This window comes from Yersinia rochesterensis, assembly GCF_003600645.1.
GTDB classification, from domain to species: domain Bacteria; phylum Pseudomonadota; class Gammaproteobacteria; order Enterobacterales; family Enterobacteriaceae; genus Yersinia; species Yersinia rochesterensis.
Genome location: NZ_CP032482.1, coordinates 1,090,313 through 1,109,454 on the forward strand (window position 1 = coordinate 1,090,313; position 19,142 = coordinate 1,109,454).

Below are 19,142 nucleotides of genomic sequence, written 5' to 3' on the forward strand. Positions count from 1 at the left end.
CCCGGTTTTGATCCCCATAATAAGCCAAGTAGCGAGATTAATGCTAAAACGCGGAGATATCCATGAGTAGTAAAGAACAGAAAGCACCAAACGAGCAAGTCTCGGAAGAAATGGAAAATGCAGCAGAGCAGCAAGTGGAAGCGACACAAGAGACGGGTGAAGGTATAGAACCGCGTGTTGCCGAGCTTGAAGTGCAGTTGGCTGCGGCCTTACAACGTGAGCGCGAAAGCTTGCTACGCGCTAAGGCTGAAGTTGAGAATATCCGCCGTCGTACCGAACAGGATGTTGAAAAAGCGCATAAATTTGCGTTGGAAAAATTCTCATCAGAATTATTGCCTGTGATCGACAATCTAGAACGCGCGCTGGATACTGCCGACAAAACCAATGCGGAATTGACTGCGATGATAGAAGGCGTCGAGCTGACCCTAAAATCATTGCTCGATGCCGTAGGTAAATATGGTATTCAAGTTGTCAGCGAGACAAATGTACCGTTTAACCCTGAAGTTCATCAGGCAATGACGATGCTTGAATCTGCTGATCACGAGCCAAACCACGTCATGATGGTGATGCAGAAAGGCTATACGCTGAATGGCCGTTTGTTACGCCCGGCGATGGTCGCGGTATCTAAAGCAAAAGATTAAAGGTGTCCTGATAGGTAAAAGGCACCTTGATGGGTGCCTTTTTTATTTTCTCTTTAGCCAATGACGTATTATTCTGCCGTTGGCAGCTTAGGTTGCCAATCAATTGGTTGCTGACCATGCTGCTGCAATAGTTGGTTAGCGTGTGAAAAGTGTTTACAGCCAAGAAAGCCGCGATGTGCGGAGAGTGGTGATGGGTGTGGAGCTTTCAAAATAAAATGGCGCTGGGTATCAATGATTCGGCCCTTTTTCTGCGCATGTGCTCCCCACAGCATAAAAATTACACCATCACGATGTTCATTCAGCGCTGCAATAACTTTATCGGTAAAGGTTTCCCAGCCGAGGTTGGCGTGAGAGTGTGCATTACCCGCTTCGACTGTCAGCACAGTATTGAGTAGCAATACACCTTGCTCAGCCCAACTTTGTAAAAAACCATGGTTGGGGCGCTGGAAGCCGGGAATGTCAGTGGCCAGCTCTTTGTAGATGTTGACCAAAGAGGGCGGTGCGGGTACGCCGGGCAAGACGGAAAATGATAATCCATGAGCCTGATTAGGGCCGTGGTATGGGTCTTGGCCCAAAATAACGACTTTGACCTGATCCAATTCAGTCAGACGAAAGGCATTAAAGACATCTTTTTGTGGCGGGTAGATGGTTTTGCCAGCACTGCGCTCTGCTGCTACATAGGCCAGCGTATCTTTAAAGTAAGGTTGCTCTTTTTCGTGGCCGATCACATCGTGCCAGCTAAGGGAGGCGGACATAATCACTCTCCTTGGTTTCTCTAATATATTGATATGCGCTAGCTTACCGGTTCAAACCTGTGAGTGAAACTGTTAAACCAGAGTCTGTGATGTGATGATGTTTTTTTGACCTTTGTATGCAAAAAATGTTGAAATTTTACAAAAATAATTGCTGTGAGTCAGATTGATAAAATTGATATAAAACATAAATTTGCCAGTGACGCGATTGCTGTGGAGGTTAAAAGATTGATTTATATCAAAGAAACCTAGCTGCCTGACTGGTATATAGAACAATAAGACAACAATGGTTTTACCAAATAACCAAGATAGTTTTTTCCCCTTGGAATTTATAGCCGTATTACGGAGGCCCCAAATGATTACTGGTATTCAAATTACTAAAGCTAACAATGAAGCCTTGCTGAACTCTTTCTGGCTGTTAGATGATGAAAAATCTGAATTGCGCTGTGTTTGCGCTAAAGCTGGTTACGCAGAAGACCAAATCGTTCCGGCCAGTGAGTTAGGCCAGATCGAATATCGTGAAGTTCCGCTGGAAGTGCAGCCAACTGTACGTGTTGAAGGTGGTCAGCATTTGAACGTAAACGTTCTGCGCCGCGAAACACTGGAAGATGCCGTCAAACATCCAGAGAAATATCCTCAGTTGACGATTCGTGTATCCGGCTATGCCGTACGTTTCAACGCACTGACACCAGAACAACAGCGTGATGTGATTACGCGTACTTTCACTGAAAGTCTGTAATTCTTGTCATAGTAATTAATTTTCAAAACGTTAAATTTGAAAATGTTAAGGGAGCCTCTTCGGCTCCCTTTTTTTGTTCCTGTGATTTATTCGTCGGGAAGTCAGACGGTGATCACCATCTTTAGCTTATATAAATATTATCAAATCTATTTAATAACTCATCCGATGTATCGATAGATAAAGCTATTGGGCCTGACTCAATATCAACAACCCGAAAGTTTTGCTGCCGCGATCATAGCCGGGCGCGAGATCCAGGTGTTGATCCTGAAGTGCGCAATAAGCAGGGGCGACATTGCAACAGCATTTAGCGATGATACCGCTGAATATCCAACGCGTCGAAATACAACAAAAATATCAGCAATTGAATGCCTGGCTTCGAGGTAAAAAACTTGCAGCGGTTTATCAGCAATAGTGTTCAATTTGTTAGTTTTGGGCTGAAATACTTTACTGAGAAATGTAGTTCTGAGGATTTTATCTAGTTGATAAAAAATAAAAAAGCCGCTGTTAATAAGCGGCTTTTTTGTCAGAGTATTGAGTTAACTCTTAGTCTCTGGCTTGTCTTTTGGCTTACGGCGCTTACCCACATTTTTAGCGTCGCGATGACGAACTTTAACCTTCGCTTTCTCTTTGCCCGCCTCTTTTAGCTCTTTACGCTTCGCTAAAACTTTTTTAGACGGTTTGCCCGTGCTCTTTTCGCTCGGGGCCCTGCTGGTTGGCCGCAGTTCATCAATCACACGTGGCTTCAGTGGCTCTTTCAGATAACGGCCAATTCTACCCAGCAATAAGTGGTCATGTGCTTCAACCAGTGAAATAGCGACACCTTTGCGCCCTGCACGGCCAGTACGACCAATGCGGTGAAGATAGACGTCAGCAGTAAGTGGCAGATCGAAGTTGAATACATGGCTGATATCGTCAATATCCAAGCCGCGTGAAGCAATATCAGTAGCCACCAGAACATTAACCCGGCCATCACTTAGACGGATAACGGCTTCAGTGCGCTTGGCCTGTACCATTTCGCCCTCAAGGAACCAGGCGTTAATCCCTGCTTCACGTAACCAACTGACCAACTGATGCACTTTTTCACGGGTACGCACGAAAATAATGGATTTCTGCACTTCCGGTTGCTTAAGCAAATGCACCAGCAAGGCCGTTTTGTGTTCAATATCGTCAGCACGGTAATACCATTGCTGAATTTTTTTACGTTCACGGCGTGATGGGTCGGCTTCCAGCTCTACCGGCTCAGTCAGGATACGCTCTGCAAATTCACGAATAGCTTCCCCTTCCAGCGTGGCTGAGAAGAGTAAGGTTTGCTTGCGCCAGCGGGTTTCTGCCGAGATCGTTTCAATATCTTGAGCGAAGCCCATATCGAGCATACGGTCAGCTTCGTCTAGAATCAGGGTTTCTACTGCCCGACAGTCAAAGTTTTCTTCTTTGATGTATTGCAGCAAGCGGCCCGTTGTCGCCACTACAATATCCTGATTCTCACTAAAGACTTCCGCGTGGTTCATATAAGCCACACCACCGGTAATCGTCGCGATATCCAGTTGAGTATGCTTAGCCAGTTCACGGGCTTGATCCGCAACCTGCATGGCTAACTCACGGGTTGGTGTCAGGATCAGAATTCGTGGTGGGCCAGATTTTTTGCGTGGGAAATCCAGCAAATGCTGCAAGGCGGGCAGCAAAAAGGCGGCAGTTTTGCCCGTACCTGTGGGCGCCGAACCCAATACATCACGCCCATCCATAGCGGGGGGAATAGCCGCAGCTTGAATGGCAGTCGGGCGCTCATAGCCTTTGTCGCGCAATGCGTCAATTAGGCGTTCATCGAGATCGAGTTCGGAAAAAGTGGTTACAGTCATGGTCTTCCTCTACTTGGGGCGCCGATTATAGACGGGTTAGCCGAATTCTTCACCTGTTTAAGCGGTAATGATGTCTTTTCCCTTCAATCATATTGTCCTATGCTACGCCAGTTGTAGATTTTGATGACTAATGTGGGCGAGTAATTGAAAAAAAAACTGGCGTTGCGTAGTGGTGGTTTCACGTTTAAACAATTCTTTGTGGCACATGATCGCTGCGCGATGAAAGTGGGCACAGATGGTGTCCTACTGGGTGCTTGGGCACCAGTAGAAAAAGCGCGCAAAGTGCTGGATATTGGCTGCGGCAGTGGACTTATTGCTTTGATGATAGCCCAGCGCTCGGCATCTGAGGTCATGATTGACGGTGTAGAGCTGGAATCTGAGGCGGCACAGCAAGCCAACAACAACGCGGCGCAATCGCCGTGGGCGGATCGGGTTCGTATTTATGAGCAAGATGTACACCAGTTTGCTGAAAACCATCTTCATCAATATGACCTGATTGTCAGTAATCCACCTTATTTTGCTCCAGCAGTTGCTTGTCGCGATGAAGCTAGAGATACCGCACGTTACACCGGATCCTTAACTCACGATGCTTTGTTAAATTGCGCTGAGAAGCTTATCACAGAGGAGGGGCTATTTTGTGTGGTTTTGCCCCACGATTTAGGTGTCGAGCTCAGCCGTCTTGCAGTACAACAAAATTGGTTTATCCGTTGCCAAGTTGATATCAGAGATCGTCCCGGTAAACCATTACATCGCATGTTGCTGATGTTATCACTTCAATCCGGCGAAACTGAATTCCAGCAATTGGATTTGCGTCAATCGGAAGGTGTGTATTCACCGGAGTTTTGCACGTTAATCAGTGAGTTTTATCTAAAATATTAGCAAGTTGCCAAAACCGTGGAAATGGTGCTGGAGGGCGCGATATTCTATATTCGCAAAAAATATTGCGCCCTTAAATGTATTACGGATGGAGAATAGTGGGTTTTGGATTGTCAATTTGATCAGGATAATCAAGAGTATAGTGCAACCCTCTGCTCTCTTTTCGTTCCATGGCGCAACGCACAATTAACTCGGCAACTTGTACCAGATTGCGTAATTCCAGTAAGTTATTCGAGATACGGAAATTGGCATAATATTCATCAATTTCCTGCTGCAATGTATTAATCCGGCGCAGGGCACGTTCTAAGCGTTTGGTCGTCCGAACAATGCCGACGTAGTCCCACATAAATAAGCGTAATTCATGCCAGTTATGTTGAATGACAACGCGTTCATCGGAGTTATCAACACGACTTTCATCCCAATCAGGTAAATGCGGGGCCAGCTTAGCTGTCGGCAGACGCAAAAGAATATCCTCAGCAGCTGACCAACCATAGACAAGGCATTCTAGTAATGAATTGGATGCCATACGGTTAGCGCCATGTAAGCCGGTATAACTGACTTCGCCAATCGCGTATAACCCATCCAAATCCGTGCGCCCGTGTTGATCGACCATCACACCGCCGCAGGTATAATGTGCGGCTGGGACGATTGGAATGGCTTCTTTGGTTAGATCGATCCCCAAAGACAGCAGTTTTTCGTAAATCATCGGGAAATGTTGCATGACGAAATCAGTGGGTTTATGGCTGATATCGAGGTACATACAATCAGCACCAAGGCGTTTCATTTCGTGGTCAATGGCGCGCGCGACGATATCGCGTGGTGCGAGTTCACCTCGTGCGTCAAAATCGAGCATGAAACGGCTACCATCAGGGCGTTTAAGGTAAGCGCCCTCACCGCGCAAGGCTTCGGTCAGTAAAAAGTTGCGAGCTTGCGGGTGGAACAGGCAAGTAGGATGGAATTGGTTAAATTCCAGATTAGCGACCCGACAACCGGCACGCCATGCCATGGCAATTCCATCACCAGAGGAAATATCCGGATTGGTGGTGTATTGATAAACTTTAGCGGCACCGCCTGTTGCTAACACAACGGCCTTGGCCCGAAAAGTTTCAACTTTCTCTAGCTCGCGGTTCCAGATATAAGCGCCAACGACGCGTTTCGTCCCCGCCAGACCAATTTTATTGGACGTGATAAGATCGACTGCATTGCAGCGCTCTTTAACTAAAATATTCGGATGGGTGCTTGCTTTGCCTACCAGGGTGGTCTCTACTTCTTTGCCTGTAGCATCCGCGGTATGTAATATACGCCGATGGCTGTGGCCGCCCTCACGGGTAAGGTGATAACGTTCTTCGCCGCTGGCATTGGTCTCGGTATCAAAAAGGACACCTTGATCAATCAGCCATTGCACACAAGAACGTGCATTGCTGGCGATAAACTCGACAGCTTCTTTGTCGCAAAGCCCCGCGCCAGCAATTAGAGTGTCATCAACGTGTGAACTGATGCTGTCAGTTTCATCAAAAACGGCAGCAATACCCCCCTGAGCATAAAAAGTGGCGCCTTCATTAAGTGGCCCTTTGCTCAGAACAGTGACTTTACAATATGGTGCAAGACGCAAAGCCAATGACAAACCGGCAGCGCCACTCCCGATGATCAATACATCGCTAACGTGTTCAGATGATGATGGCATATCGTATGATGTGTGCAGAAGAAGAGTGAAATTCATGTTAGCCTATCTGCCAGAGCAAAAGCTATGGCTATAAGATGTCTAAAGAATATTCAGACAAATAATCTGGCATCATGGAACTTTGCAAACTTTATAAACTCCAAGCGTGTGCTTGCTCAGGAAAATAAATATATGGCTGGCAGTACTCTTTTTAGCGTGGGGATAGATTTCGGGAGAGTTCACCTCGGATGAGCGAGCAGTTAACGGATCAAATGCTGGTTGAACGGGTCCAGAAAGGCGATCAGCAATCGTTCAATTTACTGGTAATTCGATACCAGCATAAGGTTGCGAGCCTCGTATCCCGCTATGTACCTCAGGGTGATGTTCCTGATGTAGTTCAAGAATCTTTTATTAAGGCCTATCGCGCCCTAGAGTCGTTCCGTGGCGACAGTGCCTTTTATACTTGGCTTTACCGTATCGCTGTTAATACAGCAAAAAACTATTTAGTCGCTCAGGGGCGGCGCCCACCATCCAGTGATGTAGATGCAAATGATGCTGAAAATTACGAAAATGCGGGTGCATTGAAAGAAATATCGAACCCTGAGAACTTAATGTTGTCTGAAGAATTGAGGCAGATAGTTTTTAAAACCATAGAGTCACTTCCTGAAGATCTCCGGATGGCGATTACACTCAGGGAGTTAGATGGTCTAAGCTATGAAGAGATAGCCGTCATTATGGACTGTCCGGTAGGTACTGTTCGTTCCCGTATCTTCCGTGCCAGAGAGGCTATCGATAATAAAGTTCAGCCGCTGATTCAGCGATAAGCGGACACACAAAGGGTATTTGCATGCAGAAAGAAAAGCTTTCCGCTCTGATGGACGGAGAAACTCTTGATAGTGAGCTGATGGGTTCTTTATCGAAAGATAAAGCATTACAGCAAAGCTGGCAGAGCTATCATTTAATCCGTGATACCCTGCGGGGGGACGTTGGTGAAGCCTTGCATCTGGATATCGCCAGTCGTGTCGCAGAGGCGCTCAAAAATGAGCCAGCTCGTTTTGTTCCTATTGCTGTACCTGAATCTCAGCCGCAACCACATGTTTGGCAAAAAATGCCTTTCTGGCAAAAAGTTCGCCCATGGGCCAGCCAAATTACCCAAGTTGGGGTTGCTGCGTGTGTTTCTCTCGCCGTTATTGTTGGCGTTCAGCAATATAACCAACCAGCATCTGGTAATTTACAGCCAGAAGCACCTGCTTTTAATACGTTACCGATGATGGGTAAAGCTTCACCGGTCAGTTTTGGTGTGCCAGCTGATGGTTCTTTTGGGACAACTCAACAGCATCAGGTTCAAGAGCAACGTCGTCGCGTGAATATGATGACGCAGTTGCAAGATTTTGAATTACAACGCCGTTTACCACAAACTGAGTTGTCGCAGGTGCCTTCAGCATCAACACAAGCCGCTATTCAGGTCCCTGGAACTCAGTCCTTAGGAATGCAGCAGCAGTAATGAAGCAATTTTGGTTTTCCGTCTGTTTAATGGCGGGCAGCCTGTTCATGCCAGCAATTGCTTCGGCGGATACTGCGCCGATAGCAATGCTGCAGGGTATGAGCGCTGCCAGTCAATCGCTCAATTATGAGCTATCGTACATAAATGTTAACAAACAAGGGATTGATTCTCTTCGCTATCGCCATGCCATCTTGGATAAAAAAACGTTAGCGCAATTGCTGCGTATGGATGGCCCTCGTACTGAGATCATACAACGTGGTGATGAAATAAGTTATTTCGAGCCAGGATTTGACTCTTTTACGTTGAGTGGTGAGCATATTGTTGATGCTTTGCCTTCTGTGGTATTCCCCGATTTTGAAAAACTATCAAAACATTATAACTATATTGCACTCGGTCGTGCTCGTGTAGCTGATAGACCATGCCAGGTTATCAGAGTAGTCGCCCGTGACAGTACGAGATACAGTTATATTATTTGGATGGATGAGACAACAAAACTTCCTATGCGGATAGATTTGTTAGATCGCGATGGTGAAACACTCGAGCAGTTCCGGGTGATTTCTTTTGCTGTCGGCGAGCCTATTCAGGAAATTCTGCGGGGAGTATTAAAACTATCCTTACCGCCATTGCTTGCTTTACCAGCAAAAACCAAGGTGGATTTTAGTTGGGTTCCGCGTTGGTTACCTGAGGGGGTGACTGAGGTTTCTCATAGTCGCCGTACATTACCTAATATGGATACGCCAACTGAATCACGACTCTATTCTGATGGTCTTTTTAGTTTTTCGGTGAATGTGAACCCAGCGGGTAAAGATGCGCTTTCCGAACAGTCACTGCGCCAAGGGCGTCGTACTGTCCATTCTGAAACTCGTAATAATGTAGAAATCACCGTAGTCGGTGAGTTACCTCCATCAACGGCAAAACGTATTGCCGATAGTGTGGTTTTGGAGTCGGCTAAATGATGAAAGAATGGGCAACAGTTATCTCATGGGAAAATGGGGTGGCACTTTTACGTTGCGAACCGCATTCGGGGTGTGGGAGCTGTAATGCACGTTCAGGATGTGGCAGTCATTTATTGAATGAATTGGGGCCAGAATCTGAACATCAATTAAAAATAGCGATTTCACAACCACTCGAACCTGGGCAAAAAGTTGAGGTTGGAATCAGTGAAGGTAGCTTATTGCGTTCTGCTGCTTTGGTTTATTTGACCCCATTAGTTGGTTTAATAATGGGGGGGGCTTTGTTTCAAAATTTATTTGTCACCGATGCTTTTACAGCGTTTGGTGCTATTTTAGGTGCGGGTTTAGGCTTTTTATTGGCCCGAGCTGTAGCTATTAATATTGAAAGAAAAAGTGATTATCAACCTACTGTCTTGCAAATTGGTTTACCGCCAGCAGTTATGCGTATTCAACAAGAGTAATTCTTCGCTACCTATTAGCCATAATAGGCGGGTATTCTGTTTTGTATCATATGCTCCAGTAAGGCAATAAAAAGATCAGCACTGATAACTGATGAATAATCTATCGAAAATAGTATATTACCTTTCGCATCAAATAATCTTATCTTATCATGATGCGCTTCACGTAAGGTTTCGATGCGCAATATATCCTCAATATTAATTGTACCTTTTTTTGTCACTAATGAGTGTGCGCTGAGTGACAGGGGGATCGTATCCATCTGAATTCTTTTCATTTTACTGACATTAAATAGGAGTGATTTTGACCAAAAATCATTTCCTCGCACTATATCAAATGCGATTGTTTTACCTCGCGATAATGCGTTTAAGCTTATTAATCCGACTTGCATAACTTGTTGATGAATTATCGTGTTTATGAGTGGATATGCATTGGTTATATTATTAAAGATAATATTCCAAGGTTTGTTTTTTGTTGTGCGGAATGCCATGGCATTAATTCTACCATTAGGATTTATTCCTGTGTGATATTTATAAATATTTTCTATTTTATTAAATGAGATAAAATAAATATTTCCATCATTATGATTAAAAACACGAATACCTTTTTCATAAAGAAAATAGGTAAATATGGGGCTTTCGTATAAACGCGAATAAATTAATAGACTTAATGATATACCGGCAATAGCAACGCATAGTATTGAAAGGATTGAAGGTGTTGAAAAGATAGATGTAGCCATTGATAAGCTAATTACTACAAAACTCAATCCTAATATAAATACTATTATGCCAATAGTTAATGTTGAGTTTTTATTTTTCAACTCATGGCGGCTAAGTATTTTTCCTTCGTCGATCATAATATACTCCATCCGGCCGCTGAGAAGATATTTCACTCGGTTATTATTGAATTACATTAATACTTTAGGCTCTTTATCAAGAGGGTAAATGAGCATTTTCCTAAAGTGTTTTGATGAAGATTTATGGAATAGAAGGGGGATGAGTCGTTGAGTCAGGATGGCATCTTGACGATAACTGCCCATTGAGAGGTGCAGATACATTTTAACAGCATAAATGAGATAACAAGCTAAGTGTGATGCCTTTCACGAGGCTGACTTACAGTGTAAGATGCGTGCATATTTATGTGGGTAGTTTTGGGTTTGAGTCCATCGCTGTGTCCACCAATAATTAATTAAAGACAACGACTAGAGAAAAATTCATATAAATGAAGCACATAAGAAACTTTTCTATTATTGCCCATATTGACCACGGTAAATCGACACTGTCGGATCGTATTATTCAGATTTGTGGCGGTTTATCTGAGCGAGAAATGGCCGCTCAAGTGCTGGATTCTATGGATCTGGAGCGCGAGCGTGGCATTACCATCAAGGCACAAAGTGTGACACTTGATTACCACGCAAAAGATGGTCAAACCTATCAACTCAACTTTATCGATACTCCCGGTCACGTTGACTTCTCTTATGAAGTTTCCCGCTCATTGGCGGCTTGTGAAGGGGCTTTATTGGTGGTTGATGCAGGGCAGGGCGTTGAAGCACAAACGCTGGCAAACTGCTATACGGCGATGGAAATGAATCTGGAAGTTGTTCCAGTTCTGAATAAAATCGACTTACCTGCGGCGGATCCAGAGCGTGTTGCTGAAGAGATTGAAGACATTGTCGGCATTGATGCGACTGATGCAGTGCGTTGCTCAGCAAAAACTGGCGTAGGTGTTCCTGATATTCTTGAGCGACTGGTGCGTGATATTCCGCCGCCTCAGGGCGATCCTGATGGCCCATTACAGGCACTGATTATTGACTCCTGGTTTGATAACTATCTGGGCGTCGTATCATTAATCCGTATCAAGAATGGTTCGTTGCGTAAAGGCGATAAAGTTAAAGTTATGAGTACCGGGCAGAGCTACAACGCTGAACGCTTGGGTATCTTTACACCAAAACGTGTTGATCGTGACGTACTAAACTGCGGTGAAGTAGGTTGGCTGGTCTGTGCGATAAAAGATATTTTGGGCGCACCGGTCGGCGATACACTGACATTGGCTCGTAACCCAGCTGAAAAATCATTACCTGGTTTTAAGAAAGTCAAACCACAGGTTTATGCGGGTCTGTTCCCGATTAGCTCCGATGACTATGAAGCTTTCCGTGATGCATTAGGCAAGCTGAGTCTTAATGACGCCTCTTTGTTCTATGAGCCAGAAAGTTCTACAGCACTGGGCTTTGGTTTCCGCTGTGGTTTCCTGGGCTTACTGCATATGGAAATCATTCAGGAACGTTTGGAGCGTGAGTACGATCTGGAGCTTATCACCACAGCACCAACGGTGGTGTATGAAGTGATTACAACGGCTCAGGAAACGGTTTATGTCGATAGCCCTTCCAAGCTGCCAGCCTTGAATAACATTGAGGAATTGCGCGAACCTATTGCTGAATGCCATATGCTGTTGCCACAGGAATACCTAGGTAACGTCATTACATTGTGTATTGAAAAACGCGGCATGCAGACCAACATGGTTTACCACGGCAATCAAGTGGCGCTGACATATGAAATTCCGATGGCTGAAGTGGTGCTCGATTTCTTTGATCGCCTGAAATCTACATCTCGTGGTTATGCATCATTAGATTACAATTTTAAACGTTTCCAGCCTTCCGACATGGTGCGTGTTGATGTATTAATCAACAATGAGCGAGTTGATGCGCTGGCGCTCATTACTCACCGTGACAATGCGCAGTACCGCGGCCGTGATCTGGTTGAGAAAATGAAGGAACTGATTCCACGTCAGCAATTTGATATTGCGATTCAGGCGGCTATCGGCAACCACATCATTGCTCGCTCGACGGTGAAACAGTTACGGAAAAACGTATTGGCGAAGTGTTATGGCGGCGATGTTAGTCGTAAGAAGAAACTTCTGCAGAAACAGAAAGATGGTAAAAAACGTATGAAGCAGGTCGGTAACGTTGAATTACCGCAAGAAGCTTTCCTGGCTATTCTGCATGTCGGAAAAGACAGTAAATAAGGAGTTTTGATGGCTAACATGTTTGCCTTGATTTTAGCGATAGCAACGTTGGTGACTGGAGTTATCTGGTGCTTCGAGCGGTTTAAATGGGGGCCAGCCCGTCAGGCAAAAGTTGCGGCTGTTAACGCCCAAACTGCGGCTATCAAGGCGCAAACCGGGAGTGCGGTAGATAACAAGACTCTCGCGCCAGCTGCAAGACAGCCTGGTTGGATTGAGACTTGTGCTTCAGTCTTCCCGGTGTTAGCTCTGGTATTTATCGTGCGCTCGTTTATTTACGAGCCTTTCCAGATCCCATCTGGCTCGATGATGCCCACATTATTGATCGGTGACTTCATTCTGGTAGAGAAGTTTGCTTACGGAGTTAAAGATCCTATTACGCAAACTACGCTGATCCCTACCGGGCATCCGAAGCGCGGTGATGTCGCCGTGTTTAAATATCCGCTAGACCCTCGTTTGGACTATATCAAGCGAGTGGTGGGTTTGCCGGGTGACCGGGTAAGTTACAATCCAATCAGTAAAGAAGTGACGGTTCAACCTGCTTGTAATACAGGGATTTCTTGTGACAGTGCATTGCCGATTACTTACAGTGCATCAGAACCAAGTGATTTCGTACAGACATTCCGTTATAGCGGTAATGGTGAGGCCTCTGCTGGTTTCTTCCAAATTCCGTTAAATCAGGCAGTGCCAGATGGTGGAGTTCGTCTGCGTGAGCGGACCGAAACCCTCGGCCCAGTTGCTCATCAGATCCTCACGGTGCCGGGCCGGCAAGAACAGGTTGGGGCTTATTATCAGCAACCTAATCAGCCGTTAGGCGTGTGGGTTGTGCCAGAAGGTCATTACTTTATGATGGGTGATAACCGGGATAATAGTGCCGATAGCCGCTATTGGGGCTTTGTGCCAGAACGTAATCTGGTGGGTAAAGCTACGGCTATTTGGATGAGTTTTGAAAAGCAAGAAGGTGAATGGCCAACGGGTGTACGTTTAAGTCGTATTGGCGGAATTCATTAATCTATATTGAGTCATTGAAGTGACCGTGGGGATAAATACGCTGTCACTTCAAGTTCGCAGGACATTTAAACGCAGCATTATATTTCCACTCGTTGTAGAATAACCTTTCGAGCGATAACAGTTGGCTCTTTTATGGGGGCCACTGCAAACGAAACAGTTTTGTTTTGGTAATATTGGCCAATCAGACCTGTTCCGTATGCTGTAGTTTTTGACGCATTCTTGATCTATTGGTAACTCATGAACCCCATCGTAATAAATAGGCTACAGCGGAAGCTGGGCTACACTTTTCAACAGCAGGAGCTCTTGCTGCAAGCACTGACTCATCGTAGCGCCAGTAGCAAACATAATGAACGCTTGGAGTTCCTGGGTGACTCTATATTAAGTTTCGTTATTGCCAATGAGCTATACCACCGTTTTCCCCGTGTTGATGAAGGGGATATGAGTCGGATGCGAGCGACATTGGTCAGAGGCAATACGCTAGCCGAAATGGCCCGTGAGTTTGACCTTGGTGAATGTTTGCGCCTTGGGCCGGGTGAATTGAAAAGTGGTGGTTTCCGCCGTGAATCAATTTTGGCAGATACAGTCGAAGCTTTAATCGGCGGTATATTCTTAGACAGCGATATTCATACGATTGGACGGCTGATTCTCGACTGGTATCGCAGTCGGTTAGACGAAATCAGCCCAGGTGATAAGCAGAAAGACCCCAAAACGCGTTTGCAAGAATACTTGCAGGGCCGTCATCTGCCATTACCCTCTTATCTGGTTGTGCAGGTTCGCGGTGAAGCACATGACCAGGAATTTACTATCCACTGCCAGGTGAGTGGCTTGAATGAACCGGTAATAGGCACCGGCTCAAGTCGCCGTAAAGCTGAGCAGGCGGCAGCGGAAGCAGCGCTGATAAAGTTGGAGCTTGAATGAGCGAAGTAGAAAAAACGTATTGTGGTTTTATTGCAATTGTAGGTCGCCCAAATGTGGGTAAATCTACCTTGCTGAATGAATTGCTGGGGCAGAAAATTTCCATCACTTCACGTAAACCACAAACCACACGCCACCGTATTATGGGGATCCATACTGAAGGGCCTTACCAGGCTATTTATGTTGATACCCCAGGGCTGCATATTGAAGAAAAACGTGCGATTAACCGTTTAATGAATCGTGCGGCAAGCAGCTCTCTCGGTGACGTGGAATTAGTGATTTTTGTGGTTGAAGGCACTAACTGGACTGCCGACGATGAAATGGTGGTGAATAAACTGCGCAGTTTGCAGTGTCCAGTATTATTAGCCATTAACAAAGTCGATAACGTTACTGATAAAACAAAGCTGTTACCGCATATCCAGTTCTTAAGCCAGCAGATGAATTTCCTGGACGTTGTTCCGATCTCTGCGGAGAAAGGGATGAATGTGGACACCATCGCCAGTATTGTGCGCAAGCATATGCCAGAAGCGGTGCATCACTTCCCGGAAGATTACATCACTGACCGTTCCCAGCGTTTTATGGCGTCGGAAATCATTCGTGAAAAGCTGATGCGCTTCTTGGGCGAGGAATTACCTTACTCGGTGACAGTTGAAATTGAACAGTTTGTACCAAATGAACGCGGTGGCTATAACATCCATGGGCTGATTTTGGTCGAGCGCGAAGGCCAGAAGAAAATGGTCATCGGTAATAAAGGTTCAAAAATCAAGACTATCGGTATCGAAGCCCGCCAGGACATGGAACAAATGTTCGAAGCTAAAGTGCATCTTGAGCTGTGGGTGAAAGTGAAATCAGGCTGGGCAGATGACGAACGTGCATTGCGCAGCTTAGGCTATACCGACGACCTGAAATAAGCTCGCCGATGGAAGGTTGGCAACGCGCATTTGTCCTGCATGGGCGACCTTACAGTGAAACCAGTTTAATGCTGGATTTATTCACTGAGGGGGAGGGCCGCATGAGGGTGTTGGCAAAAGGTGTGCGAAGTCGCCGTTCCAATCTAAAAGGCTGCTTGCAGCCTTTTACGCCATTACTGGTTCGTTGGACTGGGCGTGGTGAAGTTAAAACGTTGCGTAGTGCCGAGCCGGTTTCACTGGCTCTCCCATTGACTGGCTCAATGTTGTACAGCGGCCTATATGTCAACGAGCTGCTCGCGCGCGTCCTCGAACACCAAACCAATTACTCCGCTCTATTCTTCGACTATCTGCATTGTTTACAATCATTGGCTGGTAGCGATGGTTCCCCTGAATATGCTTTGCGCCAGTTTGAATTGGCGATATTGGCTCATCTTGGCTATGGCGTTGATTTCCTTCATTGCGCGGGGAGTGGCCAGCCGGTGTCTGATACCATGACTTACCGCTACCGCGAGGAAAAAGGATTTATTGCCAGTTTGGTGGTTGATCACTACAGCTTTACTGGCCGCCAATTATTGGCTCTGGCTAACCGTGAGTTTCCTGATGCTGATACGTTGCGTGCAGCCAAGCGTTTTACCCGCATTGCTCTGAAACCTTACTTGGGGGGGAAGCCCTTAAAAAGCCGCGAACTGTTCCGCCAATTTGTGATTAAACCGCCAGCAGAACCCTTGCCCTAGTACCTGCAATCCATTGTTTACATTGCGGTTCACCAACTTTCCTTTACTGTGCCTATCCGCTGCCCACTGACTCGGTGTAAACTGCCAGACACTTACGCGTTTATTGGCAAGCATTCTTGCATGCCTATTAATCTATCAAAGATGCATCCATACCTGGAGGGCTGTCATGGCTGATTTGTTGCTGGGCGTTAATATTGATCACATTGCGACATTACGAAATGCACGTGGGACCATTTACCCCGATCCTGTTCAGGCCGCTTTTATTGCAGAACAAGCCGGCGCTGACGGTATTACCGTCCATTTACGCGAAGATCGCCGCCATATCACGGATCGTGACGTACGCATTCTGCGCCAAACCATCCAAACTCGCATGAATCTGGAAATGGCTGTCACCGATGAAATGGTGGGTATTGCTTGTGAGATAAGCCCACACTTTTGCTGTTTGGTACCGGAAAAACGGCAGGAAGTCACTACTGAGGGTGGGCTGGATGTTGCAGGTCAAATTGATAAAATGACTGTCGCGGTGAGACGGCTTGCTGAGGCAGGTATTCTGGTTTCACTGTTTATCGATGCTGATATGCGCCAAATTGATGCCGCTGTGACTGTCGGGGCACCTTACATTGAGATTCATACTGGCGCTTATGCTGATGCTTCTTCAGATTTAGCTCGTCAGGCTGAATTAATGCGGATCGCCAAAGCGGCGACCTATGCTGCCAGCAAAGGGCTGAAAGTTAACGCGGGTCACGGCCTGACTTATCATAATGTCCAACCCATTGCCGCCTTACCAGAGATGCATGAGCTAAATATTGGTCATGCAATCATTGGTCAGGCCGTTATGTCGGGGCTTGCTGCTGCTGTTACCGATATGAAAGTATTGATGCGAGAAGCTCGTCGGTAATGGCTATTATTGGGTTAGGTACTGATATTGTTGAGATTTCTAGGATAGAAGCCGTGGTTGAACGCAGTGGTGATAAGCTGGCACGGCGTATTCTCAGCCCATCGGAATGGCAACATTATCAGCAGCACCAACAGCCAATCCGTTTTTTGGCCAAACGTTTTGCCGTTAAAGAAGCTGCCGCTAAAGCATTCGGCACCGGTATCCGTAATGGTTTGGCATTTAACCAGTTCGAAGTGGTTAACGATGCATTGGGCAAACCAACGCTACGTTTACATCAACGAGCGGCAGAGTTGGCGGCCGAACTCGGAGTCAAATCTTTGCATGTAACCTTGGCAGATGAACGGCGTTATGCCTGCGCCACTGTGATTATCGAAAGCTAAAACTCGTTATTGCCATCAAGACGCAGTGAACGGGAATGGAAGGGCGAGTATGAAAATACCGCCCTTTTTTGTCTTTATTTTATCTAATTGTAAGTTCTCACTCCCATACCTCTTTCCAATTCTCCGTCTGAAATTTGTGCTCGTTGTACATCGCCGCCGGACGAAAACTCACCGAAATAAATCTTAATTTTGCGATCAGCCCAACAAGTTGGTTAACCAATACTTCATTTGGTCGCCCAATTGATGGTACTTGTAATACCAAATTATTGGGCGTCACAGACAGTTTGTTCATGCGAGTACAAAATTAAAACAGAAATAGCAGTATGACAGCGATTTTCGATCAACAAAAAATCACTAGGATTGGTCTGACCAATATAAGAATAGTGATACTAGAAAAAATTTGATGTTTCATAACTGGGGAAAATAAAAGATGGAATGGATTAATATCCTATGGGTGGTATTGGGCATTGGCTTAATGCTAGTGCTGAATATACGCTATCAGATTAACTCAATGATTGCCTTGCTGTTAGCGGCTCTGTTAGTGGGCACTCTCGCCGGTATGGATCTGCTCAAACTTCTGCATACCATTAAAGCGGGGTTTGGTGGGACGCTCGGTGAACTGGCAATAATTGTCGTATTTGGTGCTGTGATCGGCAAGTTGATGGTCGATTCCGGCGCTGCTCATCAGATAGCTCAAACACTCTTACGCCAATTTGGGCTTAAGTATGTCGAGTTTGCGGTCATCATCATTGGCCTGATCTTTGGTTTGGCGATGTTCTATGAGGTTGCCTTTATTATTTTGGCACCATTGATCATTGCTATTGCCGTTGAAGCCAAGATCCCATTCCTCAAACTGGCGATCCCGGCAGTAGCTGCCGCGACCACTGCGCATTCCCTTTTCCCACCACAGCCAGGGCCAGTTGCACTGGTTAGTGCCTATGGTGCTGATATGGGGATGGTTTATATCTATGGGGTTTTGGTTGCCATCCCTTCTGTTATTTGTGCGGGTCTGATTTTGCCGAAGTTTCTCGGTAATTTGGAACGACCAATTCCAACTTTCCTGAAAGCAGAAAATCCGCTTGATGAAAACAACCTGCCGTCGTTCAGCACCTCGATTCTGGTGCCGTTAATCCCTGCTTTCATTATGATTTTTACCACCATTGCCAATATCTGGCTGGTGAAAGGGACGACGTCGTACACCATCCTTAACTTCTTGGGTTCATCACCCATTGCCATGTTTATCGCCATGCTGGTTGCTTTTGTACTGTTTGGCACCGGGCGCGGTCATAAAATGGAATGGGTCATGCACTCATTTGAAGGGGCGGTGAAAGGCATAGCCATGGTCATCTTGATCATTGGTGCGGGCGGGGCGCTAAAGCAGGTCATCATTGATACTGGCATTGGCGATACCATTGGTATGTTGATGTCAGCTGGTGGGGTGTCACCTTACATCATGGCCTGGCTGATTACCGTGCTTATCCGCCTGTCAACCGGGCAGGGTGTGGTGTCGGCAATGACTGCCGCAGGTATTATTGGTGCCGCAGTTATGGACCCAGTAACACATACGATTACCTCTGTCGATCCGGCACTGTTGGTACTGGCAACGGCGGCAGGTTCTAATACTTTCACTCATATTAATGATGCTTCATTCTGGCTGTTCAAAGGGTATTTTGATCTGTCGATTAAAGACACACTGAAGACTTGGGGCTTGCTAGAGTTAACTAACTCAGTGGTGGGCTTGGCGATGGTGTTGCTGATCAGTTTGTTTATTTAATGTAGTGTTGAGTTGAGTTGAGTTGATTTTATTATCAGTGCTTCTGTGGAGGCACTGATAATTG

At 45.9% G+C, this 19,142-nt stretch carries 19 protein-coding genes and 1 pseudogene; 16 read left to right on the forward strand and 4 right to left on the reverse strand.

The features are described from left to right. Positions 1–62: 62 nt before the first annotated feature. Entirely contained in the window at positions 63–641 is a 579-nt protein-coding gene (gene grpE / locus DXZ79_RS05130) for a nucleotide exchange factor GrpE (protein ID WP_038635573.1), read from the forward strand. 68 nt (positions 642–709) lie between these two features. Here grpE and ung read toward each other — a convergent pair whose 3' ends face one another. Continuing rightward, positions 710–1,396 (reverse strand): uracil-DNA glycosylase, encoded by a 687-nt coding sequence (gene ung / locus DXZ79_RS05135; RefSeq protein WP_038635570.1) that lies wholly within the window; start codon positions 1,394–1,396, stop codon positions 710–712. A gap of 352 nt (positions 1,397–1,748) precedes the next feature. Here ung and grcA point away from each other — a divergent pair, with 352 nt between their 5' ends. After that, positions 1,749–2,132 carry an autonomous glycyl radical cofactor GrcA gene (gene grcA / locus DXZ79_RS05145; RefSeq protein WP_004390501.1) on the forward strand — a complete coding sequence of 128 codons (384 nt, stop codon included), beginning with the start codon at positions 1,749–1,751 and terminating at the stop codon, positions 2,130–2,132. A 254-nt stretch (positions 2,133–2,386) separates the two neighbouring features. Further along, positions 2,387–2,544 (forward strand): annotated as a pseudogene (locus tag DXZ79_RS05150) (ankyrin repeat domain-containing protein); the annotation flags it as partial. A 124-nt stretch (positions 2,545–2,668) separates the two neighbouring features. On the opposite strand, the gene srmB reads toward DXZ79_RS05150, so the two are convergent. Then, positions 2,669–3,988 carry an ATP-dependent RNA helicase SrmB gene (gene srmB / locus DXZ79_RS05155; protein ID WP_038635566.1) on the reverse strand — a complete coding sequence of 440 codons (1,320 nt, stop codon included), beginning with the start codon at positions 3,986–3,988 and terminating at the stop codon, positions 2,669–2,671. 144 nt (positions 3,989–4,132) lie between these two features. Between srmB and trmN the strand changes: the two genes are divergently transcribed. Beyond that, complete coding sequence (gene trmN / locus DXZ79_RS05160) at positions 4,133–4,867, forward strand: tRNA(1)(Val) (adenine(37)-N(6))-methyltransferase TrmN (RefSeq protein ID WP_230852342.1); 735 nt, start codon at positions 4,133–4,135, stop codon at positions 4,865–4,867. 79 nt (positions 4,868–4,946) lie between these two features. On the opposite strand, the gene nadB is transcribed toward trmN, so the two are convergent. Beyond that, complete coding sequence (nadB, locus tag DXZ79_RS05165; RefSeq protein WP_186368529.1) at positions 4,947–6,548, reverse strand: L-aspartate oxidase; 1,602 nt, start codon at positions 6,546–6,548, stop codon at positions 4,947–4,949. A gap of 224 nt (positions 6,549–6,772) precedes the next feature. Between nadB and rpoE the strand changes: the two genes are divergently transcribed. From rpoE to rseC, 4 genes are read left to right on the forward strand one after another with little or no spacing between them, the layout of a single operon-like run. Further along, positions 6,773–7,348, forward strand: a complete 576-nt coding sequence (rpoE, locus tag DXZ79_RS05170) for an RNA polymerase sigma factor RpoE (RefSeq protein WP_005159396.1) — start codon at positions 6,773–6,775, stop codon at positions 7,346–7,348. A gap of 23 nt (positions 7,349–7,371) precedes the next feature. Further along, a complete protein-coding gene (rseA, locus tag DXZ79_RS05175) occupies positions 7,372–8,028 on the forward strand; it encodes an anti-sigma-E factor RseA (RefSeq protein ID WP_038635560.1) in 657 nt (218 codons plus the stop codon). Next, the gene (gene rseB, locus DXZ79_RS05180; protein ID WP_038635557.1) at positions 8,028–8,984 is read left to right on the forward strand and encodes a sigma-E factor regulatory protein RseB; all 957 of its coding nucleotides are present in this window, start codon (positions 8,028–8,030) and stop codon (positions 8,982–8,984) included. Before rseA ends, rseB begins: the two co-directional genes overlap by 1 nt. Next, the gene (rseC, locus tag DXZ79_RS05185; protein WP_038635554.1) at positions 8,981–9,442 is read left to right on the forward strand and encodes a SoxR-reducing system protein RseC; all 462 of its coding nucleotides are present in this window, start codon (positions 8,981–8,983) and stop codon (positions 9,440–9,442) included. Before rseB ends, rseC begins: the two co-directional genes overlap by 4 nt. A gap of 14 nt (positions 9,443–9,456) precedes the next feature. Here the strand turns inward: rseC and DXZ79_RS05190 are convergent, their stop codons facing one another. Then, the gene (locus DXZ79_RS05190) at positions 9,457–10,293 is read right to left on the reverse strand and encodes a hypothetical protein (protein WP_038635551.1); all 837 of its coding nucleotides are present in this window, start codon (positions 10,291–10,293) and stop codon (positions 9,457–9,459) included. Positions 10,294–10,658: 365 nt separating this feature from the next. On the opposite strand from DXZ79_RS05190, the gene lepA reads away from it, so the two are divergent. The 8 genes from lepA (at position 10,659) to gntP (ending at position 19,078) form a co-directional block, all read left to right on the forward strand. Then, positions 10,659–12,458 carry a translation elongation factor 4 gene (gene lepA, locus DXZ79_RS05195; protein WP_038635548.1) on the forward strand — a complete coding sequence of 600 codons (1,800 nt, stop codon included), beginning with the start codon at positions 10,659–10,661 and terminating at the stop codon, positions 12,456–12,458. Positions 12,459–12,467: 9 nt separating this feature from the next. Beyond that, positions 12,468–13,466 (forward strand): signal peptidase I, encoded by a 999-nt coding sequence (gene lepB, locus DXZ79_RS05200; protein ID WP_038635545.1) that lies wholly within the window; start codon positions 12,468–12,470, stop codon positions 13,464–13,466. 237 nt (positions 13,467–13,703) lie between these two features. Then, a complete protein-coding gene (rnc, locus tag DXZ79_RS05205) occupies positions 13,704–14,384 on the forward strand; it encodes a ribonuclease III (RefSeq protein WP_038635542.1) in 681 nt (226 codons plus the stop codon). Beyond that, positions 14,381–15,292, forward strand: coding sequence for a GTPase Era (gene era, locus DXZ79_RS05210; protein ID WP_032819824.1), 912 nt, complete (start codon positions 14,381–14,383; stop codon positions 15,290–15,292). Before rnc ends, era begins: the two co-directional genes overlap by 4 nt. Positions 15,293–15,300: 8 nt before the next feature. Continuing rightward, the gene (gene recO / locus DXZ79_RS05215; RefSeq protein ID WP_120011137.1) at positions 15,301–16,026 is read left to right on the forward strand and encodes a DNA repair protein RecO; all 726 of its coding nucleotides are present in this window, start codon (positions 15,301–15,303) and stop codon (positions 16,024–16,026) included. A gap of 166 nt (positions 16,027–16,192) precedes the next feature. Further along, complete coding sequence (pdxJ, locus tag DXZ79_RS05220) at positions 16,193–16,924, forward strand: pyridoxine 5'-phosphate synthase (protein WP_038635537.1); 732 nt, start codon at positions 16,193–16,195, stop codon at positions 16,922–16,924. After that, complete coding sequence (acpS, locus tag DXZ79_RS05225) at positions 16,924–17,304, forward strand: holo-ACP synthase (protein WP_038635534.1); 381 nt, start codon at positions 16,924–16,926, stop codon at positions 17,302–17,304. Before pdxJ ends, acpS begins: the two co-directional genes overlap by 1 nt. Before the next feature lie 430 nt (positions 17,305–17,734). Next, on the forward strand, positions 17,735–19,078 hold the full coding sequence (gene gntP / locus DXZ79_RS05230) for a gluconate permease GntP (protein ID WP_038635531.1): 1,344 nt from the start codon (positions 17,735–17,737) through the stop codon (positions 19,076–19,078). Positions 19,079–19,142 lie beyond the last annotated feature (64 nt).